This window comes from Streptomyces mutabilis, assembly GCF_046628145.1.
GTDB lineage: Bacteria > Actinomycetota > Actinomycetes > Streptomycetales > Streptomycetaceae > Streptomyces > Streptomyces mutabilis.
In genome coordinates this window covers 6,324,537-6,348,701 of the sequence record NZ_CP176874.1, presented here as the reverse complement: position 1 = coordinate 6,348,701, position 24,165 = coordinate 6,324,537, and the positions used below count along the sequence as shown (strand labels likewise).

At 73.1% G+C, this 24,165-nt stretch carries 2 protein-coding genes (1 of these 2 cut by a window edge); both read left to right on the top strand.

Annotation, left to right across the window (positions count from 1 at the left end; all coding sequences use genetic code 11):
- Positions 1–9 precede the first annotated feature (9 nt).
- Positions 10–21,891, top strand: coding sequence for a non-ribosomal peptide synthase/polyketide synthase (locus ACLIN4_RS28435; RefSeq protein WP_411576372.1), 21,882 nt, complete (start codon positions 10–12; stop codon positions 21,889–21,891).
- A protein-coding gene (locus tag ACLIN4_RS28430; protein ID WP_411576371.1) for an amino acid adenylation domain-containing protein crosses the window boundary here: on the top strand, positions 21,888–24,165 show its 5' end (the start). It continues 8,630 nt past the right edge of the window; 2,278 of the gene's 10,908 nt are visible here — the first part of the coding sequence; the start codon lies at positions 21,888–21,890; the stop codon falls past the right edge of the window. Before ACLIN4_RS28435 ends, ACLIN4_RS28430 begins: the two co-directional genes overlap by 4 nt.

Here is a 24,165-nt window from a genome sequence, read left to right as displayed (position 1 = left end):
AGGAGACAGGTGTCTGAGAAGTCTTCGGTCCGGCACGGTCTGACCAGCGCGCAGCACGAGGTGTGGCTCGCGCAGCAGCTGGATCCGCGCGGCACGCACTACAAGACGGGATCCTGCCTGGAGATCGACGGGCCGCTGGACCACGCGCTGCTGAGCACGGCCCTGCGGCACACCGTGACCGAGACGGAGACGCTCTGCTCCCGCTTCCTCACCGACGAGGACGGCCACCCGTACCGCGCGTACTGCCCGCCCGCGCCGGAGGGTTCGGACGCCGTCGAGGGCCCGGACGGAGTGCCGTACACGCCCGTGCTGCTGCACCACATCGACCTCTCGGACCACCCGGACCCCGAGGGCGAGGCCCAGCGGTGGATGGAGCGGGACCGTGCGACGCCGGTGTCCCTGGACCGGCCCGGCCTCAGCAGCCACGCGCTGTTCACGCTGGGCGGCGGCCGGCACGTGTACTACCTGGGCGTCCACCACATCGTGATCGACGGCACCAGCATGGCGCTGTTCTACGAGCGGCTGGCCGAGGTGTACCGGGCGCTGCGGGACGGGCACGAGGTCCCCGCCCACTCCTTCGGGGACACGGACCGGATGGTCGCCGGTGAGGAGGCCTACCGCGGCTCGGCGCGGCACGAGCGGGACCGGGCGTACTGGACCGGCCTGTTCGCCGACCGCCCCGAGCCCGTCTCGCTCACCGGCCGGGTCGGCGCCCGGGCACTGGCGCCGACCGTGCGGAGCCTGACCCTCGGCCCGGAGCGCACGGGCGTGCTCGGCCGGGCCGCCGAGGCGACCGGCGCACACTGGGCGCGCGTGGTGATCGCCGGCGTGGGCGCCTTCGTGCACCGGATGACGGGCGCCCGGGACATCGTGGTGTCCGTGCCGGTCACCGGCCGCTACGGCGCGAACGCCCGGACGACGCCCGGCATGGTCTCCAACCGGCTGCCGCTGCGACTGGCCGTGGACCCCGGCGACAGCTTCGCGCGGGTGGTCGAGAACGTGTCCGGGGCGATGAGCGGCCTGATGGCGCACAGCCGCTACCGCGGCGAGGACCTCGACCGGGAGCTGGGCGGCTCGGGGGTGTCGGGACCCTCCGTCAACGTCATGCCGTACATCAGGCCGGTGGACTTCGGCGGTCCGGTCGGCCTGATGCGCAGCATCAGTTCGGGTCCGACGACCGACCTGACCATCGTGCTGTCCGGCACCCCCGAGACCGGCCTCCGCGTCGACTTCGAGGGCAACCCGCAGGTGTACGGCGTCCAGGACCTGGACTCGTTGCAGGAACGCTTCGTCCGGTTCCTGGCCGACCTGGCGGCGGACCCCGCGGCCAGGGTCGACGACGTCGCGCTGCTCACGCCCGACGAGCGGGACCTCGTCCTCGACGGATGGAACGACACCGCGCGCGAGGTGCCCGCCGCGACCCTGCCCGAACTGCTCGCCGCGCGGGCCGCGCGCACCCCGGAGCACGAGGCCGTCGTCTACGAGGGCACCTCCCTGACGTACGCCGAACTCGACGCACGCGCCGAGCGGCTGGCCCGTGCGCTGACCGCCCGGGGCGCGGGCCCGGAGCGCTTCGTCGCGGTCGCCGTGCCCCGGTCGGCCGAGCTGGTCGTGGCGCTCCTCGCGGTGCTCAGGTCGGGCGCGGCGTACGTGCCCGTCGACCCCGGCTATCCGGCCGACCGCATCGCGCACATCCTGCGGGACGCGGGCGCGATGCTCGTCCTGACCACGCGGGACGCCGAGGAGCGGCTGCCGCAGGACGGCACGCCCCGGCTGCTCCTCGACGACCCGGCCGCCGTCCCGGAAACCGCCGCGACCGCACCCGCGACCGCGACCGCACCCGCGACCGCGCCCGGCCCCGACCACCCGGCCTACGTCATCTACACCTCCGGGTCCACGGGGCGCCCCAAGGGCGTGGTCGTCTCCCACCGGGCAATCGTCAACCGCCTGGCGTGGATGCAGGACACCTACGGCCTCGAACCGTCCGACCGGGTGCTGCAGAAGACGCCCTCCGGCTTCGACGTGTCCGTGTGGGAGTTCTTCTGGCCCCTCGTCCAGGGCGCCACGCTGGTCGTGGCCCGGCCCGAGGGCCACCTGGACCCGGTCTACCTGGCCGACACCGTCCGACGCGCGGGCGTGACCACCCTGCACTTCGTGCCGTCGATGCTCGACGTGTTCCTGCGGGAGCCGTCCGCGGCCTCGCTGAACGGACTGCGCCGGGTGTTCTGCAGCGGCGAGGCCCTCTCGGCGGAGCTGCGCGCCCGCTTCCGCTCCGTGTCGGACGTACCGCTGCACAACCTGTACGGGCCCACCGAGGCCGCCGTCGACGTGACGTACTGGCCGTGCGCCGAGGACACCGGCGACGGTCCGGTGCCGATCGGGCGCCCGGTGTGGAACACCCGGATGTACGTGCTCGACGCCGCGCTGCGCCCGGTCCCGGCCGGTGTGCCCGGCGAGCTGTACATCGCCGGCGTGCAGCTCGCCCGCGGCTACCTGGGCCGCCCCGGCCTCAGCGCCGAACGCTTCACCGCCGACCCGCACGGAGTTCCCGGCAGCCGGATGTACCGCACCGGCGACCTCGCGCGCTGGAACCACGACGGCAGCCTCGACTACCTCGGCCGCGCCGACCACCAGGTGAAGCTGCGCGGCTTCCGGATCGAACTCGGCGAGATCGAGGCGGCGCTGGTACGGCAGCCGGAGGTCGACCAGGCCGCCGTCCTGCTGCGCGAGGACCGGCCCGGCGACCAGCGTCTCGTCGCCTACACCGTTCCCGCGCCCGGCTCGGAGGCGGACGCCGCCCCGCTCACCGCGCGCCTGCGCGAGCTGCTGCCCGGCTACATGGTGCCCGCCGCCTTCGTCACCCTGCCCCGGCTGCCGGTCACCCCCAACGGCAAGCTCGACCGCCGGGCCCTGCCCGCACCCGCGCGCACCGAGCGGTCCGGCGGACGGGCCCCGCGCACGCCGGACGAGGAGCTGCTGCGCACGCTGTTCGCCGAGGTGCTGGGCGTCGACGAGGTCGGCGTGGACGACAACTTCTTCGAACTGGGCGGCCACTCGCTGCTCGCCACCCGGCTGATCAGCCGCATCCGCTCCACCGCCGGCGCGGAGGTGCCGATCCAGCGGGTCTTCGAGTCGCCGAGCGTGGCGGAGCTGGCCCCGGCGCTGGAGGAGACCGGGCGGGCCCGCGCGGCGGTCACCGCCCGGCCGCGCCCCGAGCGGCTGCCGCTGTCCTTCGCGCAGCGGCGCCTGTGGTTCATCCACCAGTACGAGGGGCCCTCGCCGCTGTACAACATCCCGGCGGCGCTTCGGCTTTCCGGCCGGGTGGACGAGGCCGCGCTCTCCGAGGCCCTCGCGGACGTGGTGGCCCGGCACGAGAGCCTGCGCACGGTCTTCGCCGAGGACGCGCACGGCCCCCACCAGGTGATCCTGGCCCCCGAACAGGTCCCGTCCCGCCTGGAGACGCTGGACAGCGCCCCGGAGCGGCTGGCCGACGACCTCGCGCGCACCGCGCGGCACTGCTTCGACCTCACGCGGGACGTGCCGCTGCGGGCCACGCTGCTGCGGGTGGCGCCCGAGGAGCACGTCCTGCTGCTCGTCCTGCACCACATCGCGGGCGACGGCTGGTCGCTGGCGCCCCTCGCCCGTGACCTCGGCACCGCCTACGCCGCCCGGTCGGCCGGCCGGGCCCCCGACTGGGCGCCGCTGCCGGTGCAGTACGCCGACTACACGCTCTGGCAGCGCGAACTGCTCGGCACGGGCGACGACGAGACGGGGAGCGAGGCCGGGGGCGAGGGCGCCCGGCAGCTCGCGCACTGGCGCGCGGCGCTCGCCGGACTGCCGGAGGCGCTGGAGCTGCCCACCGACCGGCCGCGCCCCGTGCGCCGCGACAACTCCGGCGCCCGCCTCGACGTGACGGTGCCCGCCGGCCTGCACCGCTCGCTCGCCGCGCTGGCCGGCGAGACCCGGACCAGCGTCTTCATGGTGCTCCAGGCCGCGCTCGCGGGGCTGCTGACGCGGCTCGGCGCCGGCACGGACGTACCGATCGGCTCGACCATCGCGGGACGCACCGACGCGGCGGTGGAGAACCTGGTCGGCTTCTTCGTCAACACGCTCGTGCTGCGCACCGACACCGGCGGCGACCCCACCTTCCGCGAACTGCTCGGCCGCGTCCGCGAGCGCGACCTGGCCGCCTACGCCCACCAGGACGTGCCCTTCGAGCGACTCGTGGAGGCGGTCAACCCGGACCGGGCCACCTCCCACCACCCGCTGTTCCAGGTGATGCTGACCTTCGACACCAACCGGCAGGACGCCTTGGGCGAGCTCGGCCGGCTGCCCGGGATCAGCACGTCTCTGCTGCCGGTGCACACCGGGCTGTCCCGGTTCGACCTCGTGTTCGCCTTCGACGAGCGGCGGGACGCGGAGGGCGGGCACGCCGGGCTGGACCTCGCGGTGGAGTTCAGCACCGAACTGTTCGACACCGGGACCGTCCGCACCCTCACCGAGCGGCTGCTGCGGCTGCTCACGGAGGTCGCCGCCGACCCGGGCGCACGGCTCGGCGACGTCGACGTGCTCCTCCCCGGCGAACACCACGACCTGCTGGTGGCGGCCAACCGGCCGGACGGCGTCCCCGTTTCCCCCACACCCGTCACCGCCACGCTGCCCGAGCTGTTCGAGCGGCAGGCCGCCCGGCACCCGGGTCGCACCGCGCTGACCTTCGAAGGCACCTCGCTCTCCTACGCCGACCTCAACGCCCGGGCCAACCGCCTGGCCCGGCTGCTGACGGCGCGCGGCATCGGCCCCGACGCGCTGGTCGCCCTCGCCCTGCCCCGCTCGGCCGAGCTGGTCGTGGCGCTGCTCGCGGTGGTCAAGTCGGGCGCCGCCTACGTCCCGCTGGACCCCGGCTACCCGGCCGACCGGCTCGCCCACGCGCTGTCCGACTCCGCGCCCGCCGCCCTGCTCACCGACCGCGCCACCGCCGACCGGCTGCCCGCCCACGAGGTGCCCCTCGTCGTCCTCGGCGACGACCCGGCGCACCCGGACGGCGACGCGACGCGGGCGTACCCCGCCACCGACCTCGCGCAGAGCGAGCGGATCAGGCCCCTCGACCCGAGGGACACCGCCTACGTCATCTACACCTCCGGCTCGACCGGCCGCCCCAAGGGTGTGGCCGTGCCGCACCGCAACGTCGTGCGGCTCTTCTCCGCCACCGAGCAGTGGTTCGGCTTCGACGAGCACGACGTGTGGACGCTGTTCCACTCGTACGCCTTCGACTTCTCGGTGTGGGAGCTGTGGGGTCCGCTGCTGCACGGCGGCCGGCTCGTCGTCGTCCCGCACGACGTCAGCCGGGACCCCGCCGCCTTCCTGTCCCTGCTCGCCCGCGAGCGGGTCACCGTCCTCAACCAGACGCCGTCCGCGTTCCACCAACTGGCCGCCGCAGACCGGGAGAGGCGCGACGAACTCGCCCTGCGCACGGTGGTGTTCGGCGGTGAGGCCCTGGACCTGTCCCGGCTGGCCGACTGGTACGAACGGCACGCCGATGACGCGCCGGCCCTGGTCAACATGTACGGCATCACCGAGACCACCGTGCACGTCTCGCACTTCGCCCTGGACCGGGCCACGGCCGCGGCCGCGTCGGCGAGCACGATCGGCGTCAACATCCCCGACCTGCGCGTCTACGTCCTCGACGACCGGCTGCGCCCCACCGCGCCCGGCGTCACCGGCGAGATGTACGTGGCCGGCGCGGGACTGGCCCGCGGCTACCTGGGCCGCCCGGCGCTCACCGCGGACCGCTTCCCCGCCGACCCGTACGCCGCCCTGTTCGGCGAGCACGGCACCCGCATGTACCGCACCGGCGACCTGGCCCGGCGCCGCACCGACGGCGGCCTGGACTACCTGGGCCGCGCCGACCAGCAGGTGAAGATCCGCGGCTTCCGCATCGAGCCCGGCGAGATCGAGGCCGTGCTCGCCGCCCACCCCGCCGTCGACGACGTCGCCGTGGTGGCGCGGGAGGACGTCCAGGGCGACCCGCGGCTCGTCGCGTACGTGGTGACCGGCACCGGCACGACCGCCCGCGCACTGCACGACCACGCCGCCGGGCACCTCCCCGACCACATGCTGCCGTCGGCGTTCGTCACCCTGGACGCACTCCCGCTGACACCCAACGGCAAGCTCGACGCCAAGGCGCTGCCCGCCCCCGCCCACGCGGGGCAGATCACCGGACGCGCCCCGCGCGGGCCGCGCGAGGAGATCCTGTGCTCGCTGTTCGCCGAGGTCCTCGGGGTGCCCCGGCTGACCGTGGACGACAACTTCTTCGACCTCGGCGGCCACTCCCTGCTCGCGACCCGGCTGGCCGCCCGCATCCGCAGCACCCTGGGTGTCGAACTGTCCGTGCGCCGGCTGTTCGAGAGCCCGACCGTCGCCGGGCTCTCCGCCGCCCTCGACGGGGCCGAGCGGGCCGGGGCGGCGCCGACGGCCGGGGCGCGCCCGGAGCGGCTGCCCCTGTCCTACGCCCAGCAGCGGCTGTGGTTCCTGCACCAGCTCGAGGGCCCCTCCCCCACCTACAACATCACCGGCGCGCTGCGGCTGACGGGCGCCCTCGTCCCCCAGGCGCTGCGCGCGGCCTTCCAGGACGTCGTCGTACGCCACGAGAGCCTGCGGACCGTCTTCGCGGAGGACGCGCGGGGCGCCCGGCAGACCGTCCTCGACGCCGCGTCCGTACGCTTCGAACTGCCGGTCACCGACCTGACCGAGGACCTGCTCGGCCGCCGGCTCGAAGAGGCCGCCCGGCACTGCTTCGACCTGACGGCCGACATCCCGGTGCGCGCGGAGCTGTTCCGGCTCGGCGTCGACGAGCACGTGCTGCTGCTGATGGTCCACCACATCGCCGGTGACGGCTGGTCCCTCGGCCCGCTGGTCCGCGACCTGGCCGCCGCCTACACGGCCCGCGCGGCCGGCCACGCCCCCGACTGGGCGCCGCTGCCCGTGCAGTACGCGGACTTCGCCCTGTGGCAGCGCGCCTCGCTCGGGGACGCCTCGGACGCCACCAGCCCCGCCGGCCGGCAGCTCGCGTACTGGAAGCAGGCCCTGGCCGGACTGCCCGACCGGCTCGAACTGCCCGCGGACCGGCCGCTGCCGGCCGTCGCCTCGCACCGCGGCGGCCGGGTCCCGCTGACCGTCCCCGCCGACCTGCACCGTGGCGCGGTGGCTCTGGCCAGGGAGTCCCGCACCAGTGTCTTCATGGTGCTCCAGGCGGCCCTGGCGGCCCTGCTGACCCGGCTGGGCGCGGGCGACGACATCCCCCTGGGCACACCGGTGGCGGGCCGCGGCGACGACGCCGTGGACCAGGTCGTCGGCTTCTTCGTCAACACCCTGGTGCTGCGCACCGACACGAGCGGCGACCCCACCTTCCGGGAGCTCCTCGACCGGGTGCGGGACACCGACCTGAGCGCCTACGACCACCAGGACCTGCCCTTCGAGCACTTGGTGGACGTCCTCTCGCCGACCAGGTCGCTCTCCCACAACCCGCTCTTCCAGGTGCTGCTGAGCCTGGACACCACCCAGCAGGACGCCCTCGCGGCGCTCGCCACCACCGGCCTCGGCGTGCGCCTGCTGGACGTGACCACCGGCGTCGCCAAGCTGGACCTCGCCCTGGAACTCGCCGAGCACCGCGACGCCGACGGCACCCCCGCCGGACTGGTGGGCGCGGCCGAGTACAGCGCGGACCTGTTCGACGAGGGCACGGTCGCGCTGCTGGTGGAGAGGTTCCTGCGGCTCCTGGCCGCGCTGGTCGCCGATCCCGGCCGGCGCATCGGCGAGGTGGACGTGCTCAGCTCCCGGGAACTGGACCGCGTCCTGGTCGAGTGGAACGACACAGCCCGCAGTCCGGTGGACCGCACCTTCGCCGACTACGTCGCCGAGCACGCCGCCGACCGCCCGGACCACCTCGCCGTCGAGTCCGCGGACGCAACCCTGACCTACGGTGAACTCAACGAGCGTGCCAACCGGCTGGCCCGCCGCTTCCTCGAACTGGGCGCGGGCCCCGAGCGGTTCGTGGCGGTCGCCCTGCCCCGCTCGGCAGACCTGGTCGTCTCGGCGCTCGCCGCCTTCAAGGCGGGCGCGGCCTACCTTCCCGTCGACCCGGCCTACCCCGCCGAGCGCATCACCCACCTCGTCCGCGACGCGTCGCCCACCCTCGTCGTCACCACGTCCGCCCTGGCCGCCGGACTCCCGGACACGGGGACGCCCGTCCTCCTGCTCGACGACGCCGGGACCGCCTCGGCCCTCGCCGCGCTCCCGGGCCACGACGTCACCGACGCCGACCGGCCGGCCCCGCTGCGCCCCGAGCACCCCGCGTACATGATCTACACCTCGGGTACGACGGGCCGCCCCAAGGGCGTCGTCGTCACCCACACCGGCCTGCCCGGCCTCGTGGACATCTTCACCCGCGACTGCGCGGCGGGCCCGGGCAGCAAGGTGCTCCAGCATCTCTCGCCGAGCTTCGACGCCTCGTTCTGGGAGCTGGCGATGGGGCTGCTCACCGGCGCCGCCCTGGTCGTGGCGCCGCAGGAGACCACGCCGGGACCGGAGCTGGCCGAGCTGGCGACCCGGCACGCGGCGACCCACCTGAGCCTGACGACCTCCGTCCTCGGGCTGCTGCCCGAGGGGTCCCTGCCCGAGGGCCTGACCCTCGTCGTGGGCGCCGAGGCTATCCCGCCCGAGCTGGTGGAACGCTGGTCGCCGGGCCGTACGATGCTCAACTCCTACGGTCCCACCGAGACCACGGTCTGCTCCACCATGAGCGGGCCGCTGTCCGGCCCCCTCACCCCGCCCATCGGCTCCCCCGTCACCAACACCGCCGTCTACGTGCTGGACGCGGCCCTGCGCCCGGTCCCGCCCGGTGTGCCCGGGGAGCTGTACGCAGCCGGACCGCACCTGGCCCGCGGCTACCACGCCCGCCCCGGCCTGACTTCCGAGCGGTTCGTGGCCAACCCCTTCGGCGACCCCGGCACCCGGCTCTACCGCACCGGCGACCTGGTGCGCTGGCTGCCGGACGGCGAGCTGGAGTACCTGGGCCGCGTCGACACCCAGGTCAAGATCCGCGGCCTGCGGATCGAGCCCACCGAGATCGAGGCGGTCATCACCGAGCGCCCGCACCTGGCGCGGGCCGCCGTGATCGTACGGGAGGACCGGCCCGGCGACCGGCGGCTCGTGGCCTACGTCGTGCCCGAGCCCGGCCGCACCGTGGACACCGCCGCTCTCCGCGCCGAACTGCGCGAGACCCTGCCCGACCACATGATCCCGACGGCGTTCGTCGTGCTGGCCGCGCTGCCCCTGACGATCAACGGCAAGCTGGACCGCAAGGCACTGCCCGCCCCCGACTACTCCGCCCGCACCTCCGGCCGGGCCGCCCGCGACCCGCGCGAGCGGCTGCTGGTCGAGCTGTTCGGCGAGATCCTCGGCGTGGAGTCGGCCGGCGTCGACGACGGCTTCTTCGACCTGGGCGGCGACAGCATCCTCTCCATCCAGCTCGTCGGCCGCGCCCGCGCGGCGGGCCTGGTCCTGTCCGTACGGGACGTCTTCGAGCACCAGACGCCCGCGCTGCTGGCCCGGTCGGCCGCCGAAGGGGCCGGCCCGGACCGCTCCGCGCGGGACACGGACGTCCCCGCCTACGGCCCGACGCCCCGCACCCCGATGATGGCCTGGTTCGCGGACCTCGGCTCCGACATGGCGGAGTTCAACCAGTCACTGGTCCTGCGTGTGCCCGCGGCTCTCGACTTCGACCGGCTCGGTACCGCCCTGCGGGCCGTGCTGGACCGTCACGACGCGCTGCGCATGCGGGTGGCCGGCGACTGGACCATCGAGGTTCCGGAGCCGGGCTCCGTGACACCGGCCGACTGCCTGGTCCGCTTCGACGCCGTGGGCCTGGACGAGTCCGCCGTGCGCTCGGCGGTCACCGAGCAGGCAAGGGCGGCCCGGTCCCGCCTGGCTCCGGCGGACGGCCGCATGCTCCAGGCGGTCTGGCTGGACCGGGGCGCCGCCCAGGACGGTCTGCTCGTCCTGGTCGCCAACCACCTGGTCATGGACGGCGTCACCTGGCGCATCCTCATCCCGGACCTGGCGGCCGCCTACGCCGGCGACGCCCTGGCACCCGTGGGCACACCGTGGCGCCGGTGGGCGCTGGCCCTCACCGACCTCGCCGGGCAGCCGCGGACCGAGGAGGAGCTGGAACACTGGCGTTCGGTACTCGGCGACACCCCGCGCGCCCTGCGCGTGGACCCCGCGCGGGACACCCACGCGACCGCGGGCGAGATCACCGCCGAGCTCGACGCGGACACCACCGAGGCCCTGCTCACCTGGGTCCCCGGCGTCTGCCGCGCGACCATCAACGACGTGCTCCTGAGCACCTTCGCCCTGGCAGTGGCCCAGTGGCGGCACGGCCGCGCCGAGGACCCCTCCGCACCCGTCGTCGTCGACCTGGAGAGCCACGGCCGGCACGAGGAGGCGGTCCCGGGCGCCGAACTCAGCCGCACGGCAGGGTGGTTCACGTCGATGTACCCGGTCCGGCTGGCCCCGCCCGCCGCCTCCGGTGACGTATCGGCGATCCGGACGCTGAAGGCCGTCAAGGAGCAGTTGCGCGCCGTACCGGGCGACGGCCTCGGCTACGGCCTGCTGCGCCACCTCAACGCTCGCACCCGGGACGTCCTCGCCGCGCTGCCCGTCCCCGAGTTCGGCTTCAACTACCTCGGCCAGATTGGCCAGGAGGGCTCCGACGAGGACCCGTGGACCATCGAGGGCGGCGACGTCGCCGGCATCGACGGTGCCATGCCGCTGGCCCACCCCGTGGACGTGAACGCCGTCGCCCGCGAAACCGCCGACGGCACCCGGCTGCGTGCCCGCTGGACCTACTCCCGCACCGAGCTGGAGACCGAGGACACCCAGCGGCTGGCCGACGCCTGGTTCCGGATGCTGCGCCGCCTCGTCGAGGAGGCCCGGCAGCCCGGCGCGGGCGGCCTCACCCCCTCGGACATCGCGCACCCTACGCTCGGCCAGGACGAGATCGAGCACCTGGAGAGCGACCTCCCCGGCCTTCAGGACGTCCTGCCCCTCGCCCCCCTCCAGGAGGGCTTCCTCTTCCTCAACCTGTACGACGAGAACGCCCGCGACGTCTACGTCGGCCAGCTCGCCTTCGACCTGGAGGGCACCTTCGACGGCGCCCGGATGCGCGCGGCGGCCCACGCCCTGCTGCGCCGGCACGCCAACCTGCGGTCCGGGTTCCGGCAGACCGGGTCCGGCGCGTGGGTGCAGGTGGTGCCCGCCGACGTCGCCCCGGACTGGCGGGAGTACGACCTGACCGACCGCGCCGAGAACGAGCGGGACACGGAGGCCGCGCGTCTGGCCGCCGACGACCGGGAACGCCGGTTCGACCTCACCAGCCCGCCGCTGATGCGCTTCACCGCGATCCGGCTCTCCGCCGACCGCGTCCGGCTGGTGATGACCAACCACCACATCCTGCTCGACGGCTGGTCCATGCCCCTGCTCTGGCAGGAACTGACCGAGCTGTACGTCTCCGGCGGCGACCCCGTGAGTCTGCCCCGGGTCCGCCCGTACCGCGAGTACCTGGCCTGGCTCGACGCCCGCGACCGGGAGGCCGCCCGGACCGCCTGGCAGGAGTCCCTGTCCGGCCTCGACGAGGCCACCCTCCTCGCCCCGGGCGCCGGCCCGGCCGAGGCGGCGCCCCTGAGCGTCCCCTTCGGCCTGGACCGTGACGCCACGGCCACCCTCTCTGCCTGGGCGCGGAGCCAGGGGGTGACCATGAACACCGTGGTGCAGGGCGCCTGGGCACTCGCCCTCGCCCAGGCGACCGGCCGCGACGACGTCGTCTTCGGCGCCACCGTCTCCGGCCGCCCGCCCGAGCTGCCCGGCGTCGAATCGATGATCGGGCTCTTCATCAACACCCTGCCCGTCCGCGCCCGCCTCGACCACGCCGAACCCCTGGGCGACCTCTTCCGCCGCCTCCAGGCCGAACAGGCCCGCCTCCTGGACCACCAGTGGGCCGGACTCGCCGACATCCAGCGCTGGGCCGGACACGGCGAACTCTTCGACACCGCCATGGTCTTCCAGAACTACCCGGTGAGCGCCGACACGACGAGCCGCCAGCTCGACGGGCTGCGGGTGGCCGGTTACGACGCGGTCGAGAGCACGGACTTCGCCGTCAACCTCGTGGCCCACACCCGCGACGACGCCCTGCGGCTGCGCCTCGACCACCGCGCGGACACCTGCCCCGGCGACCTCGTCCGCTCACTGGCGGACCGGATGCTGCGGGTCCTTGAGGCCCTGATCGCCGACTCCGACATCCCCGTTGCCCGCCTGGACACCCTCGACCCGGCCGAGCGGGAACGGGTACTGGTGAAATGGAACGGGCCCCGCACCGAACTCCCCGGCACGCCACTGCACGAACTGATCACCGAGCAGGCCCACCGGACCCCGGACGCGGTCGCCGTGGTGTGCGAGGACACCTCTCTCACTTACGCCGAGCTGGACGCCCGCGCCAACCAGCTCGCCCGGCACCTGCTGGAACAAGGTGTCGGAGCCGAGGACTTCGTCGCGATCACACTGCCGAAGTCACTCGACGCGATCACCAGCATGCTCGCCGTCCTCAAGACCGGCGCCGCCTACCTGCCCATCGACCCGGACTACCCCACCGAGCGCATCACCTACATCCTCGACGACGCACGACCGGCCCTCACCCTCACCGAGCCGGTAAACCCCGCGGACTACGAGAACCGTCCCCACGGGCCCCTGGCGGATGCGGAGCGCCGTAGCCCGTGGTCGCCACGCCACGCCGCCTACATGATCTACACCTCCGGCTCCACCGGCCGCCCCAAGGGCGTCGTCATCGAACACCACGCCCTGGCCACCTACCTCCACCGGGCCCGCAGGACATACACCGCGATGAGCGGCGACACCGTCCTGCACTCACCGCTCGCCTTCGACCTCACCATCACCGCCCTGTGGACGCCTCTCACCGCAGGCGGAACCGTCCACCTCACCAGCCTCGAAGAGACGGTGGCGCAACCGAGCCTGATCAAGGCCACCCCCAGCCACCTCCCCCTGCTCACCACCCTGCCGGAGACGGCCTCCCCCTCCCACACCCTCATCCTGGGCGGGGAGGCACTGCACACCGACCACCTCGCCACCTGGCGTGCCCAGCACCCCGACGTGCAGGTCATCAACGCCTACGGACCCACCGAATCCACCGTCAACATCACCGACCACCACCTCGACGGCACCGAAGACGGCCCCGTCCCCATCGGACGGCCCTTCGCCAACACCCAGGTCTACGTACTCGATGCCGCCCTGCGCCCCGTGCCCCCCGGCATCACAGGAGAGCTCTACCTCGCCGGAGAACAACTCGCCCGCGGCTACCACGCCCGCCCCGCCCTGACTTCCGAGCGGTTCGTGGCCAACCCCTTCGGCGACCCCGGCACCCGGCTCTACCGCACCGGCGACCTCGCCCACTGGAACCACCACGGCCACCTCACCTACAACGGCCGCACCGACCACCAGATCAAACTCCGCGGCCACCGCATCGAACTCGGCGAAATCGACACCACCCTCAACAACCAGCCGGGTATCAGCCAGGCCACCGTCCAACTCCGCGAGGACCAGCCAGGAGACCAGCGACTCGTCGCCTACCTGGTCACCACGGACGAATACGACGCCGAGGCCACGACCGCCGCCCTGCGCGGCCGGCTCCCCGACTACATGGTGCCCACCGCCTACGTCGCCCTCGACGCCCTCCCCCTCACCCCCAACGGCAAACTCGACCGCAAAGCCCTCCCCACACCCACCTACACCCCCACAACCACCACCGGACGAACCCCCCGCACCCCCCGCGAAGAGGTCCTCTGCACCCTCTTCGCCGAAGTACTCGGCGTCGACCGCGTCACCATCGACGACAACTTCTTCGACCTCGGCGGACACTCCCTCCTCGCCACCCGCCTCGTCAGCCGCACCCGCACCGCACTGCACGTCGAACTCTCCATCCGGCAACTGTTCGAGACGCCGACCGTCGCGGGACTCGCCGACGCCCTCGACACCTCCGGCACCGTCCGCACCGCACTCACCGCGAAGCCGCGTCCCGAGCGCATCCCGCTCTCCTACGCCCAACAGCGCCTCTGGTTCCTCCACCAGCTCGAAGGACCGTCGGCGACCTACAACACCGTGCTCACGCTGCGTCTCGACGGCACACTGGACGTGGAGGCCCTGCGCGCGGCGATCGGTGATGTCGTCGCCCGGCACGAGAGCCTGCGCACGGTCTTCACCGAGGACGAGCAAGGCGCGTACCAGATCGTGCTGCCCGTCGAGGCCGCCGCGACGCCCTTCACGGTCGTCGACGTGACCGAGGAGGAGGTCGGCGCCCGGCTCGACGAGGCCGTGGGCCACCGCTTCGACCTGGCTCAGGAACTCCCCGCACGCACCTCGCTGTTCCGGGTGTCGGAGCGGGAGCACGTGCTGCTGCTCCTCATCCACCACATCGCCAGCGACGCCTGGTCCCGGGCGCCCCTCGCCCAGGACCTCACCGCCGCCTACGCGGCCCGCGTGCGCAGCGAGGCGCCCGCGTGGGCTCCGCTGGCCGTCCAGTACGCCGACTACGCGCTCTGGCAGCAGGAAATGCTCGGCGACGAGACCGACTCCAACAGCCTGGCGGGCCGCCAGCTCGACTACTGGAAGCGACAGCTGGCCGACCTGCCCGAGCAGCTCGACCTCCCCACCGACCGGCCCCGGCCGGCCGTCGCGGGGTACTCGGGCGACCGCATTCCGTTCACCGTGCCGGCAGAGCTGCACGCACGGCTGACGGAGCTCGCGCGCGCCACCAACACCAGTGCGTTCATGGTGATCCAGGCGGCGGTCGCGGTCCTGCTCACGCGTCTCGGTGCGGGTGAGGACATCCCGATCGGCACGCCCGTCGCGGGGCGCACGGATGACGCCGCCGACGATCTGATCGGGCTCTTCATCAACACGCTGGTCCTTCGCACGGACACGGCCGGTGATCCGTCCTTCCGCCGGCTCCTCGACCGCGTGCGCGACACCGACCTCGCCGCCTACGCCCACCAGGACCTTCCCTTCGAGCGGCTGGTCGAGGCGCTCAATCCGACCCGTACGTTGTCCCATCACCCGCTCTTCCAGGTTCTGCTGACCTTCAACAACACGAACCACGAGGGCGCGCTGAAGGACATCGCCGGCCTTCCGGGGCTCGCTGTCACGCTCCGGGAGGTGCAGCGGACCTCGTCGAAGTTCGACCTCTCGTTCGGGTTCGCGGAGTCCTTCGACGCGTCACGCCGGCCACAAGGCATCGAAGCGGCGCTGGACTTCAGTACGGAACTCCTCGACCGTGACTCCGCCCAGGCCATCGCGGACCGGTTCCTCCGGGTGCTGGAGGCAGCCACCGCGCTTCCGGACCGGCCGATCGGCACGATCGACCTGATGGACGCGGCCGAGCGGGAACGGGTCCTGGTCGAGTGGAACGGCGCCCGTACCGAACTCCCCGGCACGCCACTGCACGAACTGATCACCGAGCAGGCCCACCGCAACCCGGACACGACCGCCGTGGTGTGCGAGGACACCTCCCTCACCTACGCCGAGCTGGACGCCCGCGCCAACCAGCTCGCCCGGCACCTGCTGGAACAAGGTGTCGGAGCCGAGGACTTCGTCGCGATCACACTGCCGAAGTCACTCGACGCGATCACCAGCATGCTCGCCGTCCTCAAGACCGGCGCCGCCTACCTGCCCATCGACCCGGACTACCCCACCGAGCGCATCACCTACATCCTCGACGACGCACGACCGGCCCTCACCCTCACCGAGCCGATACCCGAAGAGCAGTACGCCGGACACTCCACCGCAACGCTCACCGACACAGATCGCCGTAGCCCGTGGTCACCACGCCACGCCGCCTACATGATCTACACCTCCGGCTCCACCGGCCGCCCCAAGGGCGTCATCATCGAACACCACGCCCTCGCCACCTACCTCCACCGGGCCCGCACCACCTACACCGCCATGAACGGCGACACCGTCCTGCACTCCCCCCTCGCCTTCGACCTCACCATCACCGCGCTCTGGACACCCCTCACCGCCGGCGGAACCGTCCACCTGACGAGCCTGGAAGAGACGGTGGCGCAGCCGACTCTCATCAAGGCAACCCCCAGCCACCTCCCCCTGCTCACCACACTCCCCGAAACCACTTCTCCCTCCCACACCCTCATCCTCGGCGGCGAGGCACTGCACACCGACCACCTCGCCACCTGGCGTGCTCAGCACCCCCACGTACAGGTCATCAACGCCTACGGACCCACCGAATCCACCGTCAACATCACCGACCACCACCTCGACGGCACCGAAGAGGGCTCCGTCCCCATCGGACGGCCCTTCGCCAACACCCAGGTCTACGTACTCGACGCCGCCCTGCGCCCCGTACCCCCCGGCATCACAGGAGAGCTCTACCTCGCCGGAGAACAACTCGCCCGCGGCTACCACGCCCGCCCCGCCCTGACTTCCGAACGGTTCGTGGCCAACCCCTTCGGCGACCCCGGCACCCGGCTCTACCGCACCGGCGACCTCGCCCACTGGAACCACCACGGCCACCTCACCTACGACGGCCGCACCGACCACCAGATCAAACTCCGCGGCCACCGCATCGAACTCGGCGAAATCGACACCACCCTCAACAACCAACCCGGCATCACCCAGGCCACCGTCCAACTCCGCGAAGACACCCCCGGCGACCAACGACTCGTCGCCTACGTCGTCACCACCGACGAATACGACGAGAACACCCTCCGGGACGCAGTCGCCCACGCCCTCCCCGACTACATGCGCCCCACCGCCTACGTCACCCTCGACGCCCTCCCCCTCACCCCCAACGGCAAACTCGACCGCAAAGCCCTCCCCACACCCACCTACACCCCCACAACCACCGGACGAACCCCCCGCACCCCCCGCGAAGAAATCCTCTGCGGCCTGTACGCCGAGATCCTCGGCGTGGGTGACGTGACGATCGACGACAACTTCTTCGACCTCGGCGGGCACTCCCTCCTCGCCACCCGCCTCGTCAGCCGCACCCGCACCGCACTGCACGTCGAGCTGTCCGTGCGGCAGTTCTTCGAGACGCCGACGATCGCCGGGCTGTCGGGTGCGCTCGACCAGGCCGACGGTGCGCGGGCCGCGCTCACCGCGAAACCGCGTCCGGAGCGCATCCCACTCTCCTACGCCCAGCAGCGCCTCTGGTTCCTCCACCAGCTCGAAGGCCCCTCGGCGACGTACAACATCCCCACCACCCTCCGCCTCACCGGCACCCTCGACCAGGACGCCCTGCACGCGGCGATCAACGACCTGCTCGCCCGGCACGAGAGCCTGCGCACCACCTACACCGAGGACGAGCAGGGGCCCCGGCAGGTGATTCAGAAGTGGGAGCCCGGTCTGCTGCCGCTCGTCGTGGTCGACACCGAGGAGGGTGAGCTGGACACGCGGCTCTCCGGGGCCGTTCACCATGCGTTCGACCTCACGGCCGGAATTCCGGTGCGGGCGACACTGTTCCGGATCTCGGAGCGGGAGCACGTGCTGCTGCTCCTCATCCACCACATCGCCACCGACGCCTGGTCCCGCACGCCGCTGGGGCAGGACCTCGCCGCCGCCTACACGGCGCGGTGTGCGGGCGACGCGCCGGCCTGGGAGCCGCTGCCCGTCCAGTACGCCGACTACGCGCTGTGGCAGCGGGAGGTTCTCGGGGACGAGGCCGACGCCGACAGCGCGGCCGGCCGGCAGCTCGCCCACTGGAAGGAGCGGCTGGCCGGGCTGCCGGAGCAGTTGGAGCTGCCCACCGACCGGCCCCGGCCGGCCGTCGCCGACCAGGACGGCGACCGGGTCGCGTTCTCGCTCGACGCGGGCCTGTACGCGCGGCTGACGGAGCTGGCCAGGAGCACGCACTCGAGTACGTTCATGGTGGTGCAGGCGGCACTCGCCGCGCTGCTGACCCGGCTGGGCGCCGGTGAGGACATCCCGATCGGCACGCCGGTCGCGGGCCGCACGGACGGCGCGACGGAGAACCTCGTCGGCTTCTTCGTCAACACGCTGGTCCTGCGCACCGACACCAGCGGCAACCCCACCTTCCGGGATCTGCTGGAGAAGACGCGCCGTACCGACCTGGCCGCCTACGCCCACCAGGACCTGCCCTTCGAGCGGCTGGTCGAGGCGCTCAACCCGGTCCGGACGCTGGCCCACCACCCCCTCTTCCAGGTCATGCTCATCCTGAGCACGGCCGACACGGACCCGGACGCCTCGCTCGCCCTGCCGGGGCTGCGGGTCGGCGTGGAACGCAGCCGGCTCGGCGCGGCCAAGGTCGACCTGGCCTTCGCGCTGGCCGAGACCCGGGACGGCGAGGGCCGGAGCACCGGACTCACGGGAGCGCTGGACTTCCGGACCGATCTGTTCGACCGGTCGACGGCACGGTCCCTGGTGGAGCGCTTCGTGCGGGTCCTGGAGACGGTCGTCACCGACCCCGGTGTCCGGCTGTCCCACGTACCGGTGCTGGCCGGCACCGAACGCCACCGGCTGCTCGGCGGGGGGACCGGGCCCGCGCTGGAGGACCTGGACGCGACGCTCCCCGAGCTGTTCGCGGCGCAGGTGCTGCGTACGCCCGACGCGCCGGCCCTGGTGCAGGGTGCGACGACGGTGTCCTACGCCGAACTCGACGCCCGCACCACCCGTCTCGCCCGGGTGCTGCGGCAGCAGGGGGTGCGGCCGGGGACGCCCGTGGTCATGCTGATGGAGCGGTCCCTGGCCCACGTGGTGGCGACCCTGGCCATCAGCAGGGCGGGCGGCGCCTACGTACCACTGCACGACACGTATCCCCTCGACCGGATGCGGCACGTGGTCGCGGACACCGCGGCGACGCTCGTCCTGGCCGACCGGGCCGAGGCGGCACGGGCCGGGGAACTGGGTGCGCGGGTCATGGTGGTCGACGAGTTCGGCGCCCCGCCCGGATCCGGGCACGTCGACGGCGTACCGGACGTGGGGCTGTGCCCGCAGGATCTCGCGTACGTGATGTACACCTCCGGATCCACCGGGGTGCCGAAGGGCGTGGCGGTCACCCATCGCGGAGTCGTGGACCTGGTCCGCGACCACTGCTGGCGGCCGGATGCCCACGAGCGGGTGCTGCTGCACGCCCCGCACGCGTTCGACGTGTCCTGCTACGAGATGTGGGTGCCGCTGGTCTCCGGCGGAACGGTCGTCGTGGCACCGCCCGGGCACCTGGACGCGGCCGCCGTCACCGATCTGATCGCCGCTCACGACATCACCGCGATCCACCTCACCGCGGGCTTCTTCCGGGTCGTCGCCGAGGAGGCGCCGGAGTGTTTCGCCGGGGTGCGGGAGGTGCTGACCGGCGGTGACGTGGTCTCGCCCGCCGCAGTCGCTCGGGTTTTGGAGCACGCCCCGCGGACCGTGCTGCGTCACCTGTACGGGCCGACGGAGACGACGCTGTGCGTGACGCAGCACGAGGTCCGGGCGCCGTACGCGGCCCGTGGCAGCCTGCCGGTCGGCCGTCCGACGGGGAACACCCGGGCGTACGTGCTCGACCAGTACCTCCAGCCGGTGCCCGCCGGGGTGCCGGGCGAGCTGTTCATCTCCGGCACCGGCCTGGCGCGCGGCTACCTGGGCCGCCCCGATCTGACCTCCGAGCGGTTCGTCGCCGATCCGTACGGCGGGTCCGGCGAGCGGATGTACCGCACAGGCGATCTGGTCCGCTACAACCCGGCGGGCGAGCTGGAGTACCTGGCCCGCGCGGACGACCAGGTCAAGATCCGCGGCTTCCGGGTGGAGCTGGGCGAGATCGAGACGGTCCTGTCCACGCGTCCCGAGCTGGCCCAGGCCGCCGTCGTCGTCCGCGAGGACCGGCCCGGCGACCGGCGCCTGGTCGCCTACGTGGTGGCCGCAGAGGGCCGGGCCGGCGAGGCGGGCCCGGACGCGCTGCGCGCCTTCGCCCGCCAGGCACTGCCCGACTACATGGTGCCGTCGGCCTTCGTGATCCTCGACGCCCTGCCGCTGACCGTCAACGGCAAGCTGGACCGCAAGGCGCTGCCCGCGCCCGACTACGCGGCGGCGTCCACCGGGCGGGCCGCCCGCACCCCGGCCGAGGAGCTGCTGTGCACGCTCTTCGCCGAGGTACTGGGCCTGTCCGCGGTCGGCATCGACGACGGGTTCTTCGACCTGGGCGGCGACAGCATCCTGTCCATCCAGCTCGTCAGCCGGGCCCGCGCGGCCGGCCTGGCCCTCGCCGTCCGCGACGTCTTCGAGTACCAGTCGACGGCCGAGCTGGCCGCGGCCCTGGCCGAGCGGGACGGCGACACCGTCCCGGAGGTCGACGAGGTGCCGCCGCACGGTCCGGTCCCGCTGACCCCGGTGATGGCCCGGGTCGCCGAACTCGGTCTGGGCGGTGACGACTTCAACCAGTCCGTCGTGGTCTCCCTGCCGCCCGCGGTGGACGGCGACCGACTGGCCGGGGCGCTCCAGAGCGTGCTGGACCACCATGACGCGCTGCGACTACTGGTCCGCCCCGACGGAAGCGCCGAGGTGCGTGGTCCGGGCAGTGTGCCGGCGGCGGACGTGTTCCGCGTCGTCACCGGGTCGCCCGGCGCCGATGACCTCGACGGCCTGGTCGCGGAGGTGGCGCGCGCCGCGCGGGACCGCCTCGCGCCGGCCGAGGGCCGCATGGTCCAGGCGGTGCTGGTGGACCGCGGGGCCGGACGGGCCGGCGTACTGGTCCTGGTCGCCCACCACCTGGTGGTCGACTCGGTGACGTGGAGCATCGTCGTGCCGGACCTCGCGACGGCGTACCGGGGTGCCGAACCGGCCCCCGTGGGCACCTCGTGGCGGCAGTGGGCCACCTCCCTGGAACGGCTCGCCACCGACCCCAGGGTCGAGGCGGAGATCACCCACTGGGAGCACACGCTCGCCGGGGCGGGCGCGCTACGGCTGGACCGTGCGCGCGACGTCCAGGGCGAAGCCGGACGCGTCGGCCTCGACCTGCCCTCGCCCACGACCGAGGCCCTGCTCACGCAGGTGCCGGGGAGCGTCAACGCCAGTGTGAACGACGTCCTGCTGACGGCCTTCGCGTTCGCCGTCGCCGAGTGGCGGCGCGGGCGCGGTGAGGACCCGGACGCGCCCGTCGTGGTCGACCTGGAGAGCCACGGCCGGCACGAGGACGCCGTCCCGGGCGCCGAACTCAGCCGCACGGCGGGCTGGTTCACCGCCCTCCATCCGGTACGACTGGCCCCGGACGTCACCGACTGGGGGCGGCTGCACCAGGACGGCGACGCGCTCCAGAACGGCCTCAAGCAGGTCAAGGAGCAGATACGGGCCGTGCCGGGCGACGGCATCGGCTTCGGCCTGCTGCGCCACCTCAACCCCACCACCGGGCCTCGCCTGGCGAGCCTCCCCGAGCCCGACTTCGGCTTCAACTATCTGGGCCGACGGGTCGCCCCGGCCACCGGCGCCCATGAGCCGTGGACCGTGACCGGCGGCGGAGTGGCCGCGTCGCGACCGGCGGCGCCGATGGCCCACGCGGTGGAGATCAGCGCGGTCGTGCACGAGGGAGCGGACGGCCCCCGACTGCGCGCGGAATGGACCTACGCACGCCGCCTGGTCCCCGATCACGACGCCCGGCTCCTGGCCGAGCACTGGTTCCGGGCGCTGGAAGCCCTGGTGGAACATGCCGGCCGTCCCGGCGCGGGCGGCCTGACGCCGTCCGACGTGACCCTCGACTCGCTGAGTCAGTCCGAGATCGAGGAGTTCGAGTCCGACCTTGAGTCCGAGTGGGAGATTGAGCAGTGAGCCAGCAACCGTCTCGTTCGCGTAGCAAGATCGAGGACATTCTTCCGCTCTCCCCGCTGCAAGAGGGCTTCGTGTTCCTCGGGCTGCTGCACACGGAGGGTCCCGACCTCTACGTCGGCCAGGTCGCCTTCGACCTGGAGGGCCCGTTCGACGGCGCCCGGATGCGCGCGGCGGTCGAGGCCCTGCTGCGCCGGCACGCCAACCTGCGGGCCGGGTTCCGGCAGCGCAAGAACGGGGCTTGGGCCCAACTCGTCCTGCACGACGTCGACCTGCCGTGGCGGGACGCCGACCTGAGCGCGCTGCCCGAGGACGAGCGCGGCCCCGAGGCCGACCGGCTCGCCGCCGCCGACCGCGCCCGCCGCTTCGACCTCGGCCGCCCGCCGCTGCTGCGCTTCACGGCGATCCGCCTCTCCGCCGACCGCGTCCGGCTGGTGATGACCAACCACCACATCGTGCTCGACGGCTGGTCCATGCCGGTCCTGCTGCGCGAGCTGATGGCCCTGTACGCCTCCGGCGGCGACCCCGTGAGTCTGCCCCGGGTCCGCCCGTACCGCGAGTACCTGGCCTGGCTCGACGCCCGCGACCGGGAGGCCGCCCGGACCGCCTGGCAGGAGTCCCTGTCCGGCCTCGACGAGGCCACCCTCCTCGCCCCGGGCGCCGGCCCGGCCGAGGCGGCGCCCCTGAGCGTCCCCTTCGGCCTGGACCGTGACGCCACGGCCACCCTCTCTGCCTGGGCGCGGAGCCAGGGGGTGACCATGAACACCGTGGTGCAGGGCGCCTGGGCACTCGCCCTCGCCCAGGCGACCGGCCGCGACGACGTCGTCTTCGGCGCCACCGTCTCCGGCCGCCCGCCCGAGCTGCCCGGCGTCGAATCGATGATCGGGCTCTTCATCAACACCCTGCCCGTCCGCGCCCGCCTCGACCACGCCGAACCCCTGGGCGACCTCTTCCGCCGCCTCCAGGCCGAACAGGCCCGCCTCCTGGACCACCAGTGGGCCGGACTCGCCGACATCCAACGCTGGGCCGGACACGGCGAACTCTTCGACACCGCCATGGTCTTCCAGAACTACCCGGTCGAGGACGGCGACCTCACCGCCACCTCCGAGCCCGACCGGCTTCGGGTGGCCTCGGCGGACATCAAGGGTGGCACGCACTTCGCCGTCAACGTCGTCGCGACGATGCGCGGGGCGGAGTTGTCCTTCCGGGTGGACTACCGCCCCGACCTCTACGACGAGGAGTACGCCCGCGACTTCGGCCGGCGGATGCTGCGGGTTCTGGAGGCCCTGATCACCGACTCCGACATCCCCGTTGCCCGCCTGGACACCCTCGACCCTGCCGAGCGGGAACGGGTCCTGGTGGAATGGAACGGGCCCCGTACCGAACTCCCCGGGACACCACTGCACGACCTGATCACCGAGCAGGCCCACCGCACCCCGGACGCGAGCGCCGTGGCCTGTGGGGACACCTCCCTCACCTACGCCGAACTGGACGCCCGCGCCAACCAGCTCGCCCGGCACCTGCTGGAACAAGGGGTCGGAGCCGAGGACTTCGTCGCGATCACACTGCCGAAGTCACTCGACGCGATCACCAGCATGCTCGCCGTCCTCAAGACCGGCGCCGCCTACCTGCCCATCGACCCGGACTACCCCACCGAGCGCATCAACTACATCCTCGACGACGCACGACCGGCCCTCACACTCACCGAGCCGGTGAACCCCGCGGACTACGAGAACCGTCCCCACGGGCCCCTGACGGATGCGGAACGCCGTAACCCGTGGTCACCACGCCACGCCGCCTACATGAGCTACACCTCCGGCTCCACCGGCCGCCCCAAGGGCGTCATCATCGAACACCACGCCCTCGCGACCTACCTCCACCGGGCCCGCAGGACCTACACCGCCATGAACGGCGACACCGTCCTGCACTCCCCCCTCGCCTTCGACCTCACCATCACCGCCCTGTGGACACCCCTCACCGCCGGCGGAACCGTCCACCTGACGAGCCTGGAAGAGACGGTGGCACAGCCGACTCTCATCAAGGCCACCCCCAGCCACCTCCCTCTGCTCACCACCCTGCCGGAGACGGCTTCTCCCTCCCACACCCTCATCCTCGGCGGGGAGGCACTGCACACCGACCACCTGGCGGCCTGGCGTGCCCAGCACCCTGATGTGCAGGTCATCAACGCCTACGGACCCACCGAATCCACCGTCAACATCACCGACCACCACCTCGACGGCACCGAAGAGGGCTCCGTCCCCATCGGACGGCCCTTCG